A 19,090-nucleotide genomic window follows, 5' to 3' on the forward strand; every position below is an offset into this window, starting at 1 on the left:
CATCAACCGAGCAACACTTTTGCGTGATGCGCGAGGTGATCCTCGATGAAAGTCGAGATGAAGTAATAGCCGTGGTCGTAGCCTGCATGACGACGCAACGTAAGCGGCTGGCCCGCTGTTTTGCAGGCCGCTTCGAACACGTCCGGGTTCAGTTGCTCGGCGAGAAACTGATCCGCCAGCCCCTGATCGACCAGAATCCCTTCCTTGAACTTGCGCGACGCCTGCGTGACCAGTTCGCTCGAGTCGTACTGCTTCCACGCTTCACGGTCTTCGCCCAGATAACCGCTGAGCGCTTTCACACCCCACGGGCAGCGTGAAGGTGCTGCAATCGGCGCGAACGCCGACACCGATCGATAGATCTCCGGATTACGCAGCGCCAGCATCAGTGCGCCATGACCGCCCATCGAATGACCGAAGATGCCGAGGCGCGCGCTGTCCAACGGCAGATTGGCGAGCACCTTTTCGCGCAGTTCATCCCGCACGTATGAGTACATCCGGTAGTGCGTGGCCCACGGCTGCTGGGTCGCGTCGACGTAAAAGCCCGCGCCCACGCCAAAGTCCCATGCCGCGCTTTCGCCCGGCACACCCGCGCCGCGCGGGCTCGTGTCCGGCGCGATCAGCGCGATGCCGTGTTGCGCGGCGAAGCGCTGCGCGCCGGCTTTCGTCGGAAACGTTTCTTCCGTGCAAGTGAGACCCGCGAGATAGAACAGCGCGGGCACGTTCGCGTTGGGCTGTAGAGCCTGCGGCGGCAGATACACAGAGAAGCGCATCGGCAGACCGATGGTCTGCGAGTCGTGTTTGTAGATGCGCTGCTCGCCGCCATGGCAGGCATGCGACGACAGGAGTTCGAGCATGGCGTGGCTCCCGTTTAGTACAGCACGACCGAGCGGATCGACTCGCCCTTCTTCATCAGATCGAAGCCTTCGTTGATGCGCTCCAGCGGCAGACGGTGCGCGATCAGATCGTCGATGTTGATCTTGCCTTCCATGTACCAGTCGACGATCTTCGGTACATCGGTGCGGCCGCGTGCGCCGCCGAATGCCGAGCCTTTCCACTCACGGCCCGTCACCAGCTGGAACGGACGCGTACTGATCTCTTCACCCGTCGCCTTCACTTCGATCAGGACCTCACCGGCGCGCGGGCCTTCCAGATCCACTTCCTCGATCGTCAACGGGGCGCCTGCTTTCCATGCGATTGCTGCTTTGGTCTTCATCGTGAAGCTCCTGTGAGTCTGTGAGTGCCTGGCGCGTCGCGGTGTGATCTCGCGCGAAAGCCGTCATGGTATTGCAAAGTGCGTCGCCGCATTGTCTGTACGTGACATCGGTTCCGCTACGGGCGGTCAGCTTCGCCGAACCATGTTTCGACCCGGCCATAAAGATCCAGAAAACGCGCGTACCGTTGCGCGAGCGCCGCATCGCCTTGCGGACCGGCGACCCGCGTCGCGCCCGGTGCAAGTGCAGCGAGGTCGCCCGCGTGCCAGTGCCCGCTTGCCAACGCGCCGAGAATGGCCGCGCCACGCGGCGCCGCGTTCGGGCAATCGACCGCATGCAGCTCGACGTTCAGCGCGTCGGCGAGCAACTGCCGCCAGCGCGCATCGACGGAACCGCCGCCGGCGAGCTTCAATATGCTCACGTTCGCGCCGCTCGCGCGAATCGCATCGAGCCCGGCGCGCAGCGAGAACGCAACGCCTTCGAAGGCGGCCCGCATCATCGTGCCGCGCGTGTGATCGAGCGCGAGGCCGAGCCAGCCGCCACGGGCGGCCGGGTTGAGCCATGGCGTGCGCTCGCCGGTGAGGTACGGCAGGAAGGTCAGGCCTGCTGCGGCTTCGGTTGTCGTTTTGTTTTCCGCTTTGCTTTCTGCTTCGCCGAACGCATCGCGATAGGCGTCGGCCCATTCATACGAAAGCCAGCCACGCACACGTTCGAGCGCGACGCCGACGTTTTGCATCGCCGCCATCCGGTACCAGTGATCACTCGCCGCGCGATAGCGATGCAGACCTTTGACCGCGGCGGGCGCGTGCTCGGCGAGCACGACGATCTGCCCACCCGTGCCGGTGGTGAGCAACGCGTCGCCGTCGCGCGCGAGGCCGCTGCCCAGTGCCGCGCAAGGCGTATCGGCTGCGCCGATCGCGAGCACGATGCCGGCGCGCAAACCGAGCGCCTGAGCGGCTTTCTCCGATAACACGCCGCCGGCCGCATAGGACGGTGCCAACGGCGCGAACCATTCGCGCGGCAGTTCGAGTCGCTTGAGCAGCGCCTCGTCCCACACGCCGGCGGGATCCGCGAGTGCTGTCGCGCAGGCATCGGAGGGATCGGTTGCGACCACGCCACCCAGCGCGACACGCAGCCAGTCTTTCGGTTGCAGCGCCCAGCGTGCCTTGCGGGCGGACTGCGGTTCGTGCTGCACGATCCAGCGTAGCAACGGGCCGGCCATGCCAGGCGCCACGGGATTCGGTTGCGGTTCGGGCCACTCGTCGAGCAAGGCAAGCGCACGCGTGTCGGGCCAGAGCATCGCCGGCCGCACCGCTTCACCGTCGGCGTCGATCAGCACCACGCCGTGCATCTGCCCGGAGAAGCCGATCGCCTGCACGTTTCGCCGCGCGTCCGCGGGCAAACGCGACGCCGCTTCACCGAGCGCGCGCCACCAGGTTTGCACCGACGTTTCCGCCCAACCCGCATGCGGCGTTTCGAGCGCATAAGCGACGCTCGCGGCAGCCAGCTCGCGCCCGTTTTCGTCGACGATGGCGACTTTGAGGGAACCGGTACCGAGATCGATGCCAAGAAAAGTCATGAGCGATAGAACGTCAAATGAGGTATGAGAAAGGACACGCTGAAAGCGCGGATTGCGCCTTATTTTCCGTCATCGAGGCGCGCTTTCGAGGCGCGTGGATACCGGCCCGGCGGCCTCAGTGGAAACCCTCGATTCGCGGGTTAACCCCGCCAAATGAGACGCCAGGCGAAAACAGCACTATGCGCGCAGCGAGATACACCTCATTGATTTTCACACATATCCCCTGGCACGACGCCGCGCCTCGCGTACTCGCGCTTTGCCGCTGGGCAGGGCTTCCCGCCGTTTCGTGCCACGGGCGGATTTCTTTTGCCTTTCAAAGCGGCCTCACGCATATCGTCACCGGGAATGCCGGAATAGGCCCCAGTGGTCTTGTTGTAGCTTTTCGTTCCGCATACCTTGGAGCCATCCCAAAACGAGATGGTGGAGAGAGACAAAATGCAATCGAACACGGTTCACCCGTGCGACGAGCGACTGCCCGCAGGCCAGTTGCTGACGCTCGGCATTCAGCACGTTCTGGTGATGTACGCAGGCGCGGTTGCGGTGCCGCTCATCATTGGCGCTGCGTTGAAACTGCCGAAAGACCAGATCGCGTTCCTGATCAGCGCCGATCTCTTTTCCTGCGGCATCGCCACGCTGATTCAGACGCTCGGTCTGTGGATCTTCGGCATCCGTCTGCCGGTCATCATGGGCTGCACCTTCGCGGCCGTCGGCCCGATGGTCGCCATCGGCACCAATCCCTCTCTCGGCATTCTCGATATCTTCGGTTCGACGATCGCGGCCGGCGTGGTCGGTATTCTTCTCGCGCCGGCGGTCGGCAAGTTGCTGCGCTTCTTCCCGCCGGTCGTGATCGGCGTGGTGATCTCGGTGATCGGTCTGTCGCTGATGGAAGTGGGTATCAACTGGGCAGCCGGCGGCGTGGGCAATCCTGACTATGGCAATCCTGTTTATCTGGGCTTGTCGCTGATGGTGCTGATGCTGATTCTGCTGATCAACAAGTTCGCCAAAGGCTTCCTCGCCAACATCTCGGTGCTGCTCGGTATCGTGGCGGGCTTCGTGATCGCGCTGGCACTCGGCCGCGTCAATATGGAAGGCGTGACGCACGCCCCATGGGTCGGCTTCGTCATGCCGTTCCACTTCGGCCTGCCGCATTTCGATCCGCTCTCGATCGCGACGATGGTCACGGTGATGTTCGTCACGTTCATCGAATCGACCGGCATGTTCCTCGCGGTCGGCGACATGGTCGACCGTCCGGTCGATCAGAAGACGCTGGTGCGCGGCCTGCGCGTCGATGGTCTGGGCACGCTGATCGGCGGCATCTTCAACTCGTTTCCGCATACCTCGTTTTCGCAGAACGTCGGCCTGATCGGCGTGACGGGCGTGAAGAGCCGCTTTGTCTGCGCAATGGGCGGTGTGATCCTCGTGCTGCTGGGCCTGTTCCCGAAGATGGCGCAAGTGGTTGCCTCGGTGCCGGCTTTCGTGCTGGGCGGCGCGGGCATCGTGATGTTCGGCATGGTCGCCGCGAACGGCATCAAGGTCCTCTCGAAGGTCGACTTCGTGAAGAACCATCACAACCTGTTCATCGTCGCCGTCAGTATCGGTCTGGGCCTCGTGCCGGTCGTCTCGCCCCACTTCTTCTCGCAACTGCCACCGGCCCTGTCGCCGCTGCTGCATAGCGGGATTCTGCTGGCGTCGGTGTCGGCGGTCGTGCTGAATCTCATCTTCAACGGTGTGAAGAGCGAGAAGAAAGCAACCTGCGAAATTCGCGCAGCCGGGCATGACTTCGACGGCCGCGGCGGCAACGAAGCGCCGCGCGACGACATGCTGCGCGCGGTGGATGCGCACTAAGCATCCGGAACCCGCGCCGCGCGACTGATATCGCGCGAGCGCTGCGGACAAACAAAAACGCCACGGCATGCCGTGGCGTTTTTGTTATTGCCGGCTGCGCAGGATGGGCCCCCTGAAACTGACGCCCGCCCCACGCAACCGCTACTTCGGTGCTTAGCCCGCCGTGGCTGCCGAGGCCGCCGCCGGCGCGCTGGCCGCACCGTAGTCGACCGGCGCATCGGCCGGACGCGGCTGCTCGCCGTTCCGTTGGATCCAGCCGCCGCCGAGAGCCTGATACAGCGTGACCAGGTTCTGCAGGCGCTCCTTGCGCGCGGTAACCAGCAACTGCTGCGCGATGTACAGGTCATTCTGCGCGGTCAGCACCGCCAGATAGCTGTCGACGCCGTTCGTATAGCGCAGATTCGACAGATCCAGCCGGCGCTGTTCGGCAAAGGTATTGCGCTCGAGCGCCTCGATCTGCTGATCGTACGTGCCGCGCGCCGCCAGTCCGTCCGCCACTTCGCGGAAGGCCGTCTGGATCGCCTTTTCGTACGTCGCGATCTGGATGTTCTTCTGCACGGTGGCGAGGTCGAGATTGGCCTTGTTCTGGCCGCCTTCGAAGATCGGCAGCGTGATCGACGGCGCGAAGCTCCATGCCGCCGAACCCGGCTTGAACAGACTGCCGAGCGACGGGCTCAACGTACCGAAACTGCCTGTGAGCGAGACTTTCGGGAAGAACGCTGCACGCGCCGCGCCGATATTCGCGTTGGCCGCCAGCAGGTTCTCTTCAGCCTCCATGATGTCCGGGCGACGCGTCAGCAGATCGGACGACAACCCCGCCGGAATATCCGTGAGGAGATTCTGATTGTCCAACGACATGCCAGGCGGCAGATCGTCGGGCAACGGTTCGCCGAGCAGCAGCACCAGCGCGTTATCGGCCTGAGCCCGCAGACGCGCCTGCGACTGCAGATTGGCGTTCGCCTGCTCGACCACCGTTTGCGCCTGGCGCAGATCCAGTTCCGAGCCGGTGCCGTTGTCGAACTGCAGCTTGGTGATCCGATACGATTCCTGCGCGGTCTTCAAGGTGCCCTGGGTGACCTTCATCAGGTCGTCCAGTTCGAGCACCGTCATGTACTGATTCGCGACCTGCGAGACCAGCGCGATTTCCGTGGCCTTGCGCGCCTGAGCGGTGGCCAGGTACTGCGCCAACGCCTGGTCCTTCAGGCTTTGAATCCGCCCGAAGAAGTCGATTTCCCACGAGGCGTTCAGGCCTACCGAATACGTGTTGGTAATCGTCTGGCCGTTGAACGACAGATTCTTCGGCGTGCGCTGTTTGGATTGCGACGCGGCAGCATCCAGGGTCGGGAACAGCGCCGCGCGAACAATCTGATACTGCGCCTGCGATGCCTGAATATTCAGCACCGACACGCGCAGATCGCGGTTGTTCTTCAGCGCGATCTCGATCAGTTGCTGCAAGCGCGCGTCGGCGAAGAAATCACGCCAGCCAATATCGGCCGCGGCCTGGCCGTTCGCCGTACGATTCGTACCCGCCGCGCCCGGTTGCGTGTCATACACGCCGCCGGTCGGGAAGGTGCTCGTCACGGGCTCAGCCGGGCGCTCGTACTTCGGCGCCATCGTGCAACCCGCGGTGAACAGCGCAACCGCCACTGCAATCAGAGAGTGTTTTTGCATCTCAATGTCCGTCCTTGCCCGAGCTTTCATCGGTCGACCCGCCACCTTGGCCGTCATGCGGATGATGCTGGTTGTAGTGTGCGAGCGCCTCATCCGGGTCTTCCTTCTCACCGCCGAATTTCGCGCGGATCACAACGAAGAACATCGGGATCATGAAAATCGCGAGGAAGGTCGCCGTCAACATCCCGCCGATCACGCCGGTACCGATCGCGTGCTGGCTGGCCGAGCCGGCGCCGTTACTGATCGCGAGCGGCATCACGCCGAGAATGAACGCGAGCGAGGTCATCAGAATCGGACGCAACCGCAGACGCGCGGCTTCCAGCGCGGCCTCGATCGGCCCCATTCCTTCGCCCTGCTGCAACTCACGGGCGAATTCCACGATCAGAATCGCGTTCTTCGCCGACAGCCCCACCGTGGTCAACAGACCCACCTGGAAGAACACGTCGTTCTCGAGCCCGCGCAACGTAGCGGCCAGCAGTGCGCCGATCACGCCGAGCGGCACCACCATGATCACCGAGAACGGGATCGACCAGCTTTCATACAGTGCCGCGAGACAGAGGAACACGACGAGGATCGAGATGCCGTACAGAATCGGCGCCTGCGAACCGGACTGGCGTTCCTGCAACGACAAGCCCGTCCATTCGTAGCCGATACCGGCCGGCAGCTTCGCCACGAGTGCTTCCATCGCCGTCATGGCCTGACCGGTCGACTTGCCCGGTGCAGCGGCGCCCTGGATTTCCACTGCCGAGATACCGTTGTAGCGCTCGAGCTTCGGCGAACCGTAGGTCCACGTGCCGCTGGCAAACGACGAGAACGGGACCATGGTGCCGGCCGAATTGCGCACGTACCACACGTTCAGGTCTTCCGGCTTCATGCGGAACGGTGCATCACCCTGCACGTACACCTTCTTGATCCGGCCATCGGTATCGAGGAAGTTGTTCACGTACTGCGACGCCCACGCGATCGAGAACGTCTGGTCGATCGCCGACAGCGACACGCCCTGTGCGGCCGCCTTCTCGTGGTCGATGTCCACCTTGAACTGCGGCGTATCGTTCAGGCCGTTCGGACGCACCTGCGCCAGCGTCGGATCTTTCGCCGCCATGCCGAGCAGCTGATTGCGTGCTGCCATCAGTGCTGCGTGGCCGACACCCGCGCGATCCTGCAATTCGAAGTCGAAGCCCGCGGCGGTGCCGAGTTCAGGAATCGACGGCGGATTCACCGGATACACGAGGGCGTTCTTGTAGCCGGAGAAGTGCATGAAGAGACGGCCCACCAGCGCCTGTACCTTCTCGTCCGAATGCTGACGCACCGCGTAGTCTTTCATCCGCACGAACACGAGACCGGCATTCTGGCCGCGGCCGGCAAAGCTGAAGCCGTTCACCGTGAAGGCCGATTCGACAATGCCCTTCTCGGTGTTGAGCAGGTAGTCCGACACATCCTTCAGCGCGCGCGCCGTGGTTTCCTGGGTCGAACCCGATGGCGTTTGCACCAGCACGAACATCGTGCCCTGGTCTTCGTCCGGCAGGAACGACTTCGGCAGCTTCACGAACAGCAGGCCGACCGCGAAGATCACCACCATATAGATGATCAGCCAGCGGCCCGAGCGCTTGATCACGTGGTGAACGCCCGAGTGATACTTGTCGCGGCTCGTTTCGAAGGTGCGGTTGAACCAGCCGAAGAAGCCTTTCTTCTCTTCGTGATGGCCCTTCGGAATCGGCTTGAGAATCGTCGCGCACAATGCCGGCGTCAGGATCAACGCGACCAGCACGGACAGCACCATGGCCGCCACGATCGTCAGCGAGAACTGCCGGTAAATGGCGCCGACCGAACCGCCCGAGAACGCGACCGGCACGAACACCGCCGACAGCACGAGCGCCACGCCGACCAGCGCACCGGTAATCTGGTCCATCGCCTTGCGGGTGGCATCACGAGGCGACAAGCCCTCCTCCGCCATCACCCGCTCGACGTTTTCCACCACCACGATCGCATCGTCCACCAGCAAGCCGATCGCCAGCACGAGCCCGAACATGGACAGCGTGTTGATCGAGAAGCCCACCAGACCCATCACGGCGAACGTGCCCAGCAGCACCACCGGCACGGCGATCGTCGGGATCAGCGTGGCGCGCAGGTTCTGCAGGAACAGGTACATGACCAGGAACACCAGCACGATACCTTCGAGCAGCGTCTTGACCACTTCTTCGATCGACAGACGCACGAACGGCGTGGTGTCGTACGGATACTTCACGACGAGGCCATGCGGGAAGTACTTCGACAATTCGTCGATCTTCGCGCGCACTGCCTTGGCGGTTGACAGCGCGTTCGCGCCGGTGGCGAGCTGAATCCCGAAGCCTGCGGTCGGCTGACCGTTGTATTTGGTGTCGAAGTTGTAGTTTTCGCCACCCAGCTCGATACGGCCAACGTCCTTGATGCGGACCCGCGAGCCATCCGGATTCACCTTCAGCAGCACGTTGCCGAACTGTTCAGGCGTATTGAGCAGCGTGGCTTCCGTGATAGTGGCCTGCAGCACCTGGCCCGGCACCGACGGCGTACCGCCGAGCGAGCCGCCGGCCACCTGGACGTTCTGCGCCTGCAAGGCCGTCTGCACATCCACCGGCGTGAGGCCGAAGTTGGTCAGCTTGTTCGCATCGAGCCAGATCCGCATGGCGTATTGCGAGCCGAATAGCGTCACCGTGCCCACGCCGTCGATACGGCTGACCGGATCCTGAATGTTCGACGCGACGTAGTTCGCCAGGTCGTACTTGCTCATGCTGCCGTCTTCGGACACGAACGCCATGACCAGCAGGAAGCTGCTGCTCGACTTCGTGACCTTGGTGCCCAACTGCTGCACGGCTTGCGGCAACAGCGGCGTGGCGAGCTGCAGCTTGTTCTGCACCTGCACCTGCGCGATGTCAGGATTGGTGCCGGCCGCGAACGTCAGCGTGATGGTTGCCGTACCCGAGTCGTCTGACGTGGACGACAGATACAGCAAGTGGTCGAGACCACTCATCTGTTGCTCGATCACCTGCGTGACGGTGTTTTCCACCGTCTTCGCCGAGGCGCCCGGGTACGTTGCGCTGATCTGCACGGCCGGCGGCGCGATGGTCGGGTATTGCGCGATCGGCAGTGTGAAGACCGACGCGATACCCGCGAGCATCAGAATAATGGCGATCACCCATGCAAAAATCGGGCGATCAATAAAGAACTTTGCCATGAGGCGGGCTCCCTGTTATTACGCGCCCGATGCAGCGGAGGCCGGTTGAGCCGTCTGCGCACCGCTGGCGGCCGGCGCACCCTGAGCGGATGCGTCGGAGGCGGGGGCGGCGGGAAGTTGCGCCGCGACTGTCTTGACCTGCGTGCCGGGGCGGGCCTTGTCGGTGCCCTGGACAATCACGCGGTCGCCCGGCTTCAGGCCGCTTTCGACCACCCAGTTCGACCCGTACGTGCCCGAGGTGACCAGCTGACGCAACACGACCTTGTTGTCCGGGCCGACGACCAACGCGGTCGGCTGACCCTTCTGGTCATGCGTGATGCCGACTTGCGGGACGACCAGCGCGTTTTCGTTCACACCTTCTTCGATCTTCGCGCGCACGAACATGCCCGGCAGCAGCACCTTGTCCCGGTTCTGGAAGATCGCGCGAACCGTGACCGAGCCGGTGCTCTGGTCGACCGTCACGTCGGTGAACTGCAGCTTGCCCTTCTCCGAATAGGTGCGGCCGTCTTCGAGGACCAGCGAAACCTTGGCGGCGTCCGGACCGCTCGTCTTCAGGCGCCCTTCCTGCACGTCGCGGCGCAGCTTCAGGCCGTCGAGACTCGATTGCACCAGGTCCACATAGACCGGATCGAGTTGCTGGACCGTGGCCATCAGCGTGGCGGCGCTCGCCTGCACATACGCGCCCGGCGTGACTTGCGACACGCCGATCTGGCCCGTCACCGGCGAGGTGACGTCGGTATAGCCAAGATTGATCTGCGCCGTATCGACCGCTGCCTTGCCCGCGGCTACGTCAGCGACGGCCTGGCCTTCTGCGGCGACCGCGTTGTCGTAGTCCTGCTTGCTGACCGCGTTGGCGGCAACCAGCACCTTGTAGCGGTTGGCCTGCGCGGTGGTCGAGGCGAGGTTGGCCTGCGCCTTCGCCAAGGATGCCTTCGCGTTGTTCAGCGCGGCGATGTAGGGCGCCGGATCGATCTTGTACAGCCGTTGGCCGGCCTTGACCTGGCCGCCTTCCGTGAACTCGCGGCGCAGCACGATGCCGTCGACCCGTGCGCGCACTTGCGCGACGAGGAAGGCGCTGGTGCGGCCTGGCAATTCGGTGGTGACGGGCACAGCCTGCGGCTGGACGGTGACGACGCCCACTTCGGGCGTTTGTTGCGGCGGGGCCGATTGTTTTGGTCCGCACGCGGCCAGCAATACGGCAGCCGTCGCGGCACTGATTAAGCGGAATGGAACCCGTTCGACGCGCATGGAGCGACCTCTGTCAAAGACTGAGAATGAAAAAGTGCGCGCATCCCTACCCCGGGGACGACAGCGCACACATGCGTCTTGCGACGCCTGACCGGAAGCCCGCGGATGCAAGCCAGACCTGCAGGGGCATCCTGAGCAAAATGCGCCGTACCGGGGCAATGCCGCACGGTGCAGCCCGTCTGGGCACAGCGCAAAAGCGTTTTGAAAGGCAACAGTGACGGATATTAACCGGTCGTCACGGCTTGGGCTATCCGATCGTGGGGTGCTATTATATATACATTCAAGAATGCATGTAAAAGTGCGTTTACGTCATCTTCAGGCGGGGACCTGCAAGTTCGCGTTACAAAATGCTCACGAGCAAACGGATTGTCACCGGGCGTTTTTAAAAAGGCTCGGGAAAACCCCACAATCAGGGCAGGTCACAGCAATATGGTCAGAAGAACCAAAGAAGAGGCGCAGGAGACGCGCAACAGCATCCTCGACGCAGCCGAACGGGTCTTCTTCGAGAAGGGTGTGTCGCGCACGTCGCTAGCCGACATCGCGCAGGCCGCCGGGGTCACGCGCGGCGCGATTTACTGGCATTTCGCGCACAAAAGCGATCTGTTCACCGAAATGTTCGACCGCGTGCTGCTGCCGCTCGACGAACTCAAAGCCGCCTCGCAAGACCCCAACGAACCCGATCCGCTCGGGCGCCTGCGGGAAATCTGCGTCGTCTGCCTGCGCGACACCGCCAACGACCCGCGCCGCCGGCGGGTGTTCGACATCCTGTTCCTCAAGTGCGAGTTCGTCCAGGAAATGGGGCCGGTGATGGTCCGCTATCAGACCAATATGCGCGAAGGGCTCGCGAAGATCGAAAGCGCATTGCGCAACGCGCTCTCCAAAGGGCAGGTACCCGCTGATCTCGATACCAAGGTGGCGGCGGCGATGATCCACGCGTTCGTCAGCGGCTCGCTGCGCGACATGTTGTTCCTGCCGGGGGCGACCGATTTCGGCAAGCATGCCGAGCGGATGGTCGAGGGCATGTTCGACGCGCTGCGGCTCAGCCCGGCGTTGCGTAAGGCGTAAGGGGTACGCGGCGGCCCTATCTGATCGGGTAGCTGCCTGGATAGATAGGGCAAACTCAAAAACGGCGGGTGGGGTGCGCAATCGCGCATCCCGCCCGCTTCCGTTCATGCGGTGCCGCTCAATGCAGTGGCTTAATGCAGTGGCTCAATGCAGTGGCTTAACGCAGTGGCTCAATGCAGCCGCCCCATGCACCTACCTTCACGCTGCCGCCCGGCTGGCGCGCGCCGTCTGATTCGACGCATAAATGTTGCCGCGCTCGAGCGGCGCCCCGCTCTTCACCGCCGCGACCCATTGATCCGTACTCGCGACGGCCGCGAAACGCGACTGCAGCACCACGCTGAATACCCGGTGTATATCCTGCGCGCTCGCAAAGCCGGCGCTGTTCTCATAGGGCACCGATCCCGTTGCGTCGTAGAGGAACTCGACCGTGAGCCCGGCGTGGACGGCGTGAAAAATAGTCGCCGCGTCGCAGTTGTGCGTCATGTAGCCGGCCACCGTCAGCGTGTCGATCTGCTGCGCGGCAAGCCAGTCGGCCAGATCGGTCCCGGCGAAGGCGCTCGGCAGCGACTTCTCTACATAGTGATCGTGGCTGCGCGACCCCACCACCGGATGCAATTCCGCACCGGCGCTGCCACGCGCGAACAGCGGCGAATTGGCCGGCGCGAAATTTTGCACCACGACCACGGGTACGCCCGCAGCACGCGCCGCATCCATCGCGCGGCCAATATTGGCAAGCGAAGTCTGCACATCCGGGTATTCGATCGGCAGATCGCCGGTGACGTATTCGTTCTGCACATCGACGACGATCAACGCACGGCGCGGTGTGGTCATGGCAAGACTCCTATGAGTTATGGCTCGCGCTGCATGGCCCGAGATGGGCCGTTTCAAAATCAGCGGCGATGACTGCATTGTTAGCTTGCGACCGTTTCACCGACAGTGACCCGAATGACAAGATTCGCTAGAATCGGGCCATCATTGGGTTTCTCGAGGCGACTCATGTCGACACTGGCTTCCTCTACCGCCGCGGGTGCCGAAGCGTCCCGGCACATCGTCGCCGTGGTCGCGTTCGACCATATCAGCCCGTTCCACCTGTCGGTGCCGTGCGTGGTCTTCGGCGAGGATCGTCGCGAGGGCGGCGTGCCCGATTTCGACTTTCGCGTCTGCGCCGCTGAAAAGGGCGCGTTGGCCACCACTGCCGGCTTCTCGATCGCTGTCACGCACGGGCTCGACGCGCTCAACGACGCGCAGACAATCATTGTGCCGAGCTGGCGCAGCCCGGACGAAACGCCGCCGGAGGCCCTGCTCGACGCCTTGCGCGCCGCGCACGCGCGGGGTGCGCAACTGGTCGGGCTGTGTCTGGGCGCATTCGTGCTGGCCGCCGCCGGCATCCTCGACGACCGGCCGGCCACGACTCACTGGGCGTGGGCCGACGATTTCGCGCGCCGTTACCCGCGCGTGCGCCTCGACCGCGACGTGCTCTATGTCGACGACGGCAACGTGCTGACCTCGGCGGGCACCGCCGCCGGTCTCGACTGTTGCCTGCACGCGCTGCGCAAGATGTGCGGCGCGCAGGCGGCGAACTATGTGGCGCGCCGCCTCGTGGTATCGCCGCATCGCCAGGGTGGTCAGGCGCAATATATCCAGCAACCCGTGCCGCCGAATGTGCGCGGCCACCGGTTGTCGTGCCTGCTCGAATGGGTCGGCGGAAATCTGGACGCCCCGCATACGCTCGATACGCTGGCGGAGCGCGCGGTGATGAGCCGCCGCACCTTCACGCGACGCTTTCGCAGCGTCACGGGAACGACGGTCGGCGCCTGGCTGCTGACGCAACGGCTTGCCCGTGCGCAGCAATTACTGGAGAGCACGGATGAGTCGGTTGAGGCCATCGCGACGATTGCCGGCTTCGGCTCGACGGCCTCCTTGCGCCAACATTTCGCGGAGGCGTTCCGCACTTCGCCGTCGGCCTGGCGGCGGGAATTTCGCGGCGCATGAGACTCGCTTACGCGACCGGGTTACGCGTCGCGTATCTGACGATGTTTCGTAGGCAGTCGCCGGAATTTCGTAGTCGCGCGGACGCGACAGTTCACCCGCCGCGCGCGCCTCGCTGCGGCAAGTGCAAGGTTTCACTCAACTTTTCGCTTCAGTGCTCGCTGACCCAGCGCGCCACATAGAGCAGCAGCGCGACCAGAAAAATCATCGCCGCCCACGCCCAGTGCGGGACCGCGTGCGGATTCGGCTCGCGATGCGACACCCCATGGGAGACGCCGTGCGACGCGCTGGCCGCACGCCCGGTCAGCGTGTGACCGTGGTGGTCCTGCACGCGCGTGCGCCGCGCGATGCCGCCGAGCGTGATCGGGCGCAGGAACACATGCTGACGGCGCACCGACGCGCCTCGCGCACGGTTCGGTCCCTGCCCATGTTTGGCCCGCACGACTGCGTCGAATTCGGTGAAAAAGTCATCGGCCAGATGACGCAACGCGTTTTCGAGCTGGCGAGTCGGTAGTTCGGCGAGCGGCCCGGACGAGGTGGCCCAGATCGTGTAATCGATCCGCGTGCCCCGCTCCCTGCCGATGCCATGCGAAGCGTCGTCGGCGCGCAGCCTGACTTCGATCTGTCCGCGTAACGAGCCGATGCCTTCGGCGCGAGCCTTGAAGTTGATGGTGCGGCGCTGCGCGTCCGCCGGCCCGGAGTCCTGGCCCGCCACGTGGGCGCGCGCCTCGTAACGCGCGCGCAAAGGCCCGAGAGGCACGGTCATGATCAGCGCATATTCGCCGTGGGCGAGGCGTGTGAACGACTCGCAATTGTCGAGACTGGCCCGCAATAAGGCGAGGTCCTGCAACGCGTCCCAAACGTCAGATGCGCCAAGTGGAATCCTTAACGCGTCGGTCAGTTCCATGGCAGCCTCCCCGATGAACGCGCGGCAGCAGGATCAGGACGTCTGATCGATGCGGTCGACGCGCGATGCGTAAAACGCGAGATACCCTTTGATCTGCACGGCCGGTTCGAGCGGCGTTTCATAGCTCCACACGGCGTTTTCGATCAGACCGTCTTCCGTGCGCAGATGGAAGTACGAGGCATCGCCCTTGAACGGACAATGCGAAGTATGCGTGGAACGTTCGAGCCGCGCCATGTTCACGTCGCCACGCGGAAAATAGAACACATCCGGCAGCCCGGTTTCTGTCAGTGTGAGCCCGGCCTGGGTGTCGGCCATCGTCACGCCGCCGTGAATCACGCGCACCCGGTGGTTGTTGCCCGAAATGCCGATGGTGTGCCCGCCCGCGCTCGCGGCGGGGCTTCCGTGAGGTGTCAAGGCATCGCTCATGTCTCGGCTCCGTGATGGTGTGCGGTCGTGCAAACAGAAAAGCCACGGGGTGCGCCCGTGGCTTCATTATCGATCAAACTTCACTCGCGTGGGCGGCCTTCCTGCATGTCGCCCGGCGCACACCAGCAAGTGCAAATCGCGGGGCGCCAGGACGGTACTTACCGGTACTTATTGCGTATTCCAGTAGAACGTGGCCTTGGCGGTGCCCTTGGCTGGAATCGTCACGGGCTTCGACTGGTCGCGATCCTTGTACTCCGCATGCACGGTGTAACGGCCGGGACGCAGTTTGACCAGCATATACGGCCCGCGCGACGTGGTGCTCAGCACCTCGCCATTGTGCGCGTCGACCACCCGCACGTGAACGTCGGCGAGAAAATCGGAACCGGGACCCGTAAAGCGCAGCGACAGCGGCCACTGGCTTTGCGCCGCCTGCAGCGCCTTCGATTCGTCGAGACCGACGCCGCCCGACACGAACGAGACATCTCCCTGCTGCTGGATTTGCGGCAGACCGCCGCCGTTGGCATTACCCGCGCTACTGTCGTCGGCGGTCGTGCCACCGGTCACTTCACTCGCCTGCTGTGCATATGCGCCGCCCGCCAGACCGAGCGTGAGCGCTGCGCACATCGCAGCGGCTACGATCCTTCGCTGATTGCGTTGGGTTTTCATCGGTTTGCTCCTTTTTGAGGCCCCTGTCGCCCGGTGTTCGGGATTGGGCCCGGATCAAGGCAGACGCAACCTGCGTGCCAGCGAACAGATTGCGTCGTCGGGAAAACGCTGCTTCGCCGCACCACGTGGCGCGGAGCGTGCTGATTCATCACGGCTTCATCACGGCTTCAAGACGTTGTGGAAGGTGAAAAAAACACCGGTCCGTTGGCAGTAAATGCAACGGACCGGCAAGCATTACCTCAACGACCTCGACGTCCGACGCGATTGACGAGGGACGGCCCAGCCATCAGCCGAGATCGACCGGTACGAAGATCTGCGCGTTATCGCGCTGGATCAGCAACGCGATGCTGTTGCCGGCGCTGGCGACCATCTGCTTCAACTGATCGACGCTCGTGACGGGCCGTCCGTTGACCGCCAGAATGACGTCGCCCGGCTGGATGCCGGCACCTTCAGCCGCGCCGCCCGCCTGCTGCACCAGCAGACCATGCGAGACCGATGCGCTGCTCTTCTCTTCCGGCGTCAGCGGCCGCACCGCCACGCCGAGGCGGCCTTGCAATTGCGTCGGCTGATCGGCTTTGTCTGAAGCGACCTTGGCATCCGACAGCGAACCGATGGTCACCTTCAGATCCTTGGTCGCCTTGTCGCGCCACACCTGCACGGTGGCCGAGCTGCCCGGCGCCAGACCCGCCACCTGCGACGGCAGATCCGTCGAGTCGCCGACCGCTTCGCCGTTCACCGACAGGATCACGTCACCCGGTTGCAAGCCAGCCTTGGCAGCCGGGCCACCCGGATCGACCGAACTGACCAGCGCACCTTGCGGCTTCTGCATGCCGAACGAGTTAGCCAGCGTCTGGTTCATGCCCTGTACGGCAACGCCGAGGCGCCCGCGGCTCACGTGACCGGTCTTGACGATGTCGTCCTTGACCTTGATCGCTTCATTGATCGGGATGGCGAACGAAAGGCCCTGGAAGCCGCCGGTCTGCGAGTAAATCATCGAGTTGATGCCGATCACTTCGCCTTGCAGATTGAACAGCGGCCCACCCGAGTTGCCCGGATTCACCGGCACGTCGGTCTGGATGAACGGCGTGTAGTTCTCGTTCGGCAGCGAGCGCGACTTCGCGCTGATGATGCCTGAGGTCACCGTGTTATCGAAACCGTAAGGCGACCCGATCGCGACAACCCATTGACCCACCTTGCTCTGGCGCGGATCGCCGATCTTCACGGTCGGCAGGTTGCTCGCGTCGATCTTCAGCACGGCGACGTCCGATTGCTTGTCGGCGCCGACCACCTTCGCCTTGAATTCGCGTTTGTCGGTCAATCTCACGGTGACGACGTTGGCGCCGTCCACCACGTGCGCATTGGTCAGGATGTAGCCGTCATTGCTGACGATAAAGCCCGAACCGAGGCTCGCGCTCGGCTGATCCGGCGCATCGCCGCCGTCGCCGCGACCCTGCATGCCGGGCATGCCGCCGAAGAAGCGCTTGTAGAACTGGTAGAACGGATCGCTCGGGTCGATCGGCAACTGGTTGCCGCCACCATTGCCGCCATTGCCGCGCAGCGCGGCCTGCTTGACTACGTGCTTGGCGCTGATATTGACGACGGCCGGACCAAAGGTTTCGACGAGGCCCGAGAAATCGGGGATGCCGGTTTTCGCGGCGGCTTCGGCGGGCATCATCGCGGCTTGCGCCGGGCTGATGACCTGCGGCGCGGGCACGTCGCGATGCCCCGCCACATAGCCGGCGGACAAGGCCACGGCGACAGCCACTGCAACAGCGCTACGGGACAAGGTTTTCGCGTTCATCGTGTGTTCCTGACTGAGAGAAAGTGGCTTTGGAATGACTCGAAGCGTACGTGGCGTCGCTTAAACCAGTCTTAAGCAGCGCCAGATCGTTTTAGGCGGCTTTCCAGTCATTTCAGCCCGGTTTTAAGGCTGCTTTAAGCCTCTTTCCCTACCGCAGGCAACACGTCTCAGAAGCGGATGGTGACCTGCAATCCACCTGCGGGCGATTCGTCGAGCGACACCGCCGCGTGGTGTTGTGTACCGATGCGGCGCACGATCGCGAGACCGAGGCCGCTGCCCGCCACATCGGTGCGCGCACGGTTCGCGCCGGCGCCGGCCCGGTAGAAGCGGTCGAACACACGGTCACGTTCGGCCGGCTCGATACCCGGTCCGCTATCGGCGATCCGCACCACCGGATGGCCTTCCTCGACATGCAGACTGACATCGACGCGGCCGCCGTGCGGCGTGTACTTGGTTGCGTTGTCAACGAGGTTGTTGAACATCACCCGCAGCGCGTCGGCGTCGCCGATCACCGTGGCCGGCTCGCTTGCATCGATGCCGAGATCGACCCCGCGATCCTGCGCCAGCGGCGCGTAGGTCACCACGCAGTCCTGCAGCAGCGCGCGCAGATCGATCGCATTGGTGACGGCGAGCCCGTCCGGCTCCGAACGTGCGAGCGCCAGCAATTGTTCGGCGAGACGCGTGGCGCGCGTGACACCCGCTTGCAGATCGGCAAGCGCCTCGCTGCGCGTGGTGTCATCTTTGGCGCGCGCGACCAGTTGCGACTGAATCTGCACGGCGGCGAGCGGCGTGCGCAGTTCGTGAGCCGCGTCGGCGACGAAAGCCTTCTGGATGTCGAGCGCCGTGGCGAGCCGTTCGAGCAGCCCGTTCAGCGCGCGCACCAGCGGCTGTACTTCCAGTGGCAAACGCCGATCCGGCAATGGATCGAGCGCCTCGGGATGACGCGCGTCGAGCGCGCTGGTCACCCGCCGCAACGGCCTGAGCCCACGCCCGACGATGACCCACACCGCCAGCCCCAGCAGCGGCAGCAGCACGATCAACGGCCACAAGGTGCGCAGCGCGACATTCGCCGCAAGGCGGTTGCGCACGGAAACCGGCTGCGCCAGCTGCACGACGTTATCGCCGACAATCGCGCCGTACACGCGCCAGTCGCCACGCTCGGTATGCTCGGTCGAAAAGCCGAGTTCGGCGCGCGGCGCGAGCGGCGCACGCGGACGCGAGTAGTACATCAGCACGCCGTTGCGATTCCAGATCTGCAACACGATGCCTTCATCGCCGGTATCGCGCGAACCCAGCACCTGCGAAAACGGTTCCGACGGCAGCGCGGCGGCGATCTGCTCCAGCTGGTAATCGAACAGTTCGTTGGCTTCGGCAAGCGCCTGCCGGTAGATCAGCCAACCCGCAATGCCGACGCCGAGCAACACCAGCGCCAGCAGCCAGAACAACAATTGACGGCGAATCGAACGCATCG

The 19,090-nt window shown here is 63.9% G+C and carries 14 protein-coding genes and 1 pseudogene; 3 read left to right on the plus strand and 12 right to left on the minus strand.

Annotation, left to right across the window (positions count from 1 at the left end; genetic code table 11):
* Positions 1-2: 2 nt before the first annotated feature.
* The 3 genes and pseudogenes from fghA to PQR27_RS17285 form a co-directional block, all read right to left on the minus strand.
* Positions 3-854 (minus strand): S-formylglutathione hydrolase, encoded by an 852-nt coding sequence (fghA, locus tag PQR27_RS17275; protein ID WP_408524782.1) that lies wholly within the window; start codon positions 852-854, stop codon positions 3-5.
* Positions 855-868: 14 nt separating this feature from the next.
* Positions 869-1,105 (minus strand): annotated as a pseudogene (locus PQR27_RS17280) (S-(hydroxymethyl)glutathione dehydrogenase); the annotation flags it as partial.
* 224 nt (positions 1,106-1,329) lie between these two features.
* Positions 1,330-2,790, minus strand: coding sequence for a xylulokinase (locus PQR27_RS17285; RefSeq protein WP_408524783.1), 1,461 nt, complete (start codon positions 2,788-2,790; stop codon positions 1,330-1,332).
* A 435-nt stretch (positions 2,791-3,225) separates the two neighbouring features.
* Here PQR27_RS17285 and PQR27_RS17290 point away from each other — a divergent pair, with 435 nt between their 5' ends.
* Positions 3,226-4,635 (plus strand): nucleobase:cation symporter-2 family protein, encoded by a 1,410-nt coding sequence (locus tag PQR27_RS17290; RefSeq protein ID WP_408524784.1) that lies wholly within the window; start codon positions 3,226-3,228, stop codon positions 4,633-4,635.
* A gap of 153 nt (positions 4,636-4,788) precedes the next feature.
* Here the strand turns inward: PQR27_RS17290 and PQR27_RS17295 are convergent, their stop codons facing one another.
* The 3 genes from PQR27_RS17295 to PQR27_RS17305 are packed head-to-tail and all read right to left on the minus strand — an operon-like array spanning position 4,789 to position 10,765.
* A complete protein-coding gene (locus tag PQR27_RS17295; RefSeq protein WP_408524785.1) occupies positions 4,789-6,306 on the minus strand; it encodes an efflux transporter outer membrane subunit in 1,518 nt (505 codons plus the stop codon).
* A 1-nt stretch (position 6,307) separates the two neighbouring features.
* A complete protein-coding gene (locus PQR27_RS17300) occupies positions 6,308-9,517 on the minus strand; it encodes an efflux RND transporter permease subunit (protein ID WP_408524786.1) in 3,210 nt (1,069 codons plus the stop codon).
* Positions 9,518-9,535: 18 nt separating this feature from the next.
* Positions 9,536-10,765: an efflux RND transporter periplasmic adaptor subunit gene (locus tag PQR27_RS17305; protein ID WP_408524787.1), complete on the minus strand. Its 1,230-nt coding sequence runs from the start codon at positions 10,763-10,765 to the stop codon at positions 9,536-9,538.
* Positions 10,766-11,194: 429 nt separating this feature from the next.
* Here PQR27_RS17305 and PQR27_RS17310 point away from each other — a divergent pair, with 429 nt between their 5' ends.
* Complete coding sequence (locus PQR27_RS17310) at positions 11,195-11,830, plus strand: TetR family transcriptional regulator (protein WP_408525514.1); 636 nt, start codon at positions 11,195-11,197, stop codon at positions 11,828-11,830.
* 198 nt (positions 11,831-12,028) lie between these two features.
* On the opposite strand, the gene PQR27_RS17315 is transcribed toward PQR27_RS17310, so the two are convergent.
* The gene (locus tag PQR27_RS17315) at positions 12,029-12,661 is read right to left on the minus strand and encodes a cysteine hydrolase family protein (protein ID WP_408524788.1); all 633 of its coding nucleotides are present in this window, start codon (positions 12,659-12,661) and stop codon (positions 12,029-12,031) included.
* 165 nt (positions 12,662-12,826) lie between these two features.
* Here PQR27_RS17315 and PQR27_RS17320 point away from each other — a divergent pair, with 165 nt between their 5' ends.
* The gene (locus PQR27_RS17320) at positions 12,827-13,822 is read left to right on the plus strand and encodes a helix-turn-helix domain-containing protein (protein ID WP_408524789.1); all 996 of its coding nucleotides are present in this window, start codon (positions 12,827-12,829) and stop codon (positions 13,820-13,822) included.
* A 148-nt stretch (positions 13,823-13,970) separates the two neighbouring features.
* Here the strand turns inward: PQR27_RS17320 and PQR27_RS17325 are convergent, their stop codons facing one another.
* The 5 genes from PQR27_RS17325 to PQR27_RS17345 form a co-directional block, all read right to left on the minus strand.
* Positions 13,971-14,726: an SRPBCC family protein gene (locus PQR27_RS17325; protein WP_408524790.1), complete on the minus strand. Its 756-nt coding sequence runs from the start codon at positions 14,724-14,726 to the stop codon at positions 13,971-13,973.
* A gap of 33 nt (positions 14,727-14,759) precedes the next feature.
* A complete protein-coding gene (locus PQR27_RS17330) occupies positions 14,760-15,152 on the minus strand; it encodes a DUF427 domain-containing protein (protein ID WP_408524791.1) in 393 nt (130 codons plus the stop codon).
* Between the two features lie 168 nt (positions 15,153-15,320).
* The gene (locus tag PQR27_RS17335; RefSeq protein ID WP_408524792.1) at positions 15,321-15,818 is read right to left on the minus strand and encodes a peptidase associated/transthyretin-like domain-containing protein; all 498 of its coding nucleotides are present in this window, start codon (positions 15,816-15,818) and stop codon (positions 15,321-15,323) included.
* Positions 15,819-16,104: 286 nt separating this feature from the next.
* On the minus strand, positions 16,105-17,619 hold the full coding sequence (locus PQR27_RS17340; RefSeq protein ID WP_408524793.1) for a DegQ family serine endoprotease: 1,515 nt from the start codon (positions 17,617-17,619) through the stop codon (positions 16,105-16,107).
* 167 nt (positions 17,620-17,786) lie between these two features.
* Positions 17,787-19,088, minus strand: a complete 1,302-nt coding sequence (locus PQR27_RS17345) for an ATP-binding protein (protein ID WP_408524794.1) — start codon at positions 19,086-19,088, stop codon at positions 17,787-17,789.
* Between the last annotated feature and the right edge of the window lie 2 nt (positions 19,089-19,090).

Origin of the sequence: Paraburkholderia fungorum, from assembly GCF_046027215.1 — a bacterium.
GTDB lineage: Bacteria > Pseudomonadota > Gammaproteobacteria > Burkholderiales > Burkholderiaceae > Paraburkholderia > Paraburkholderia fungorum_D.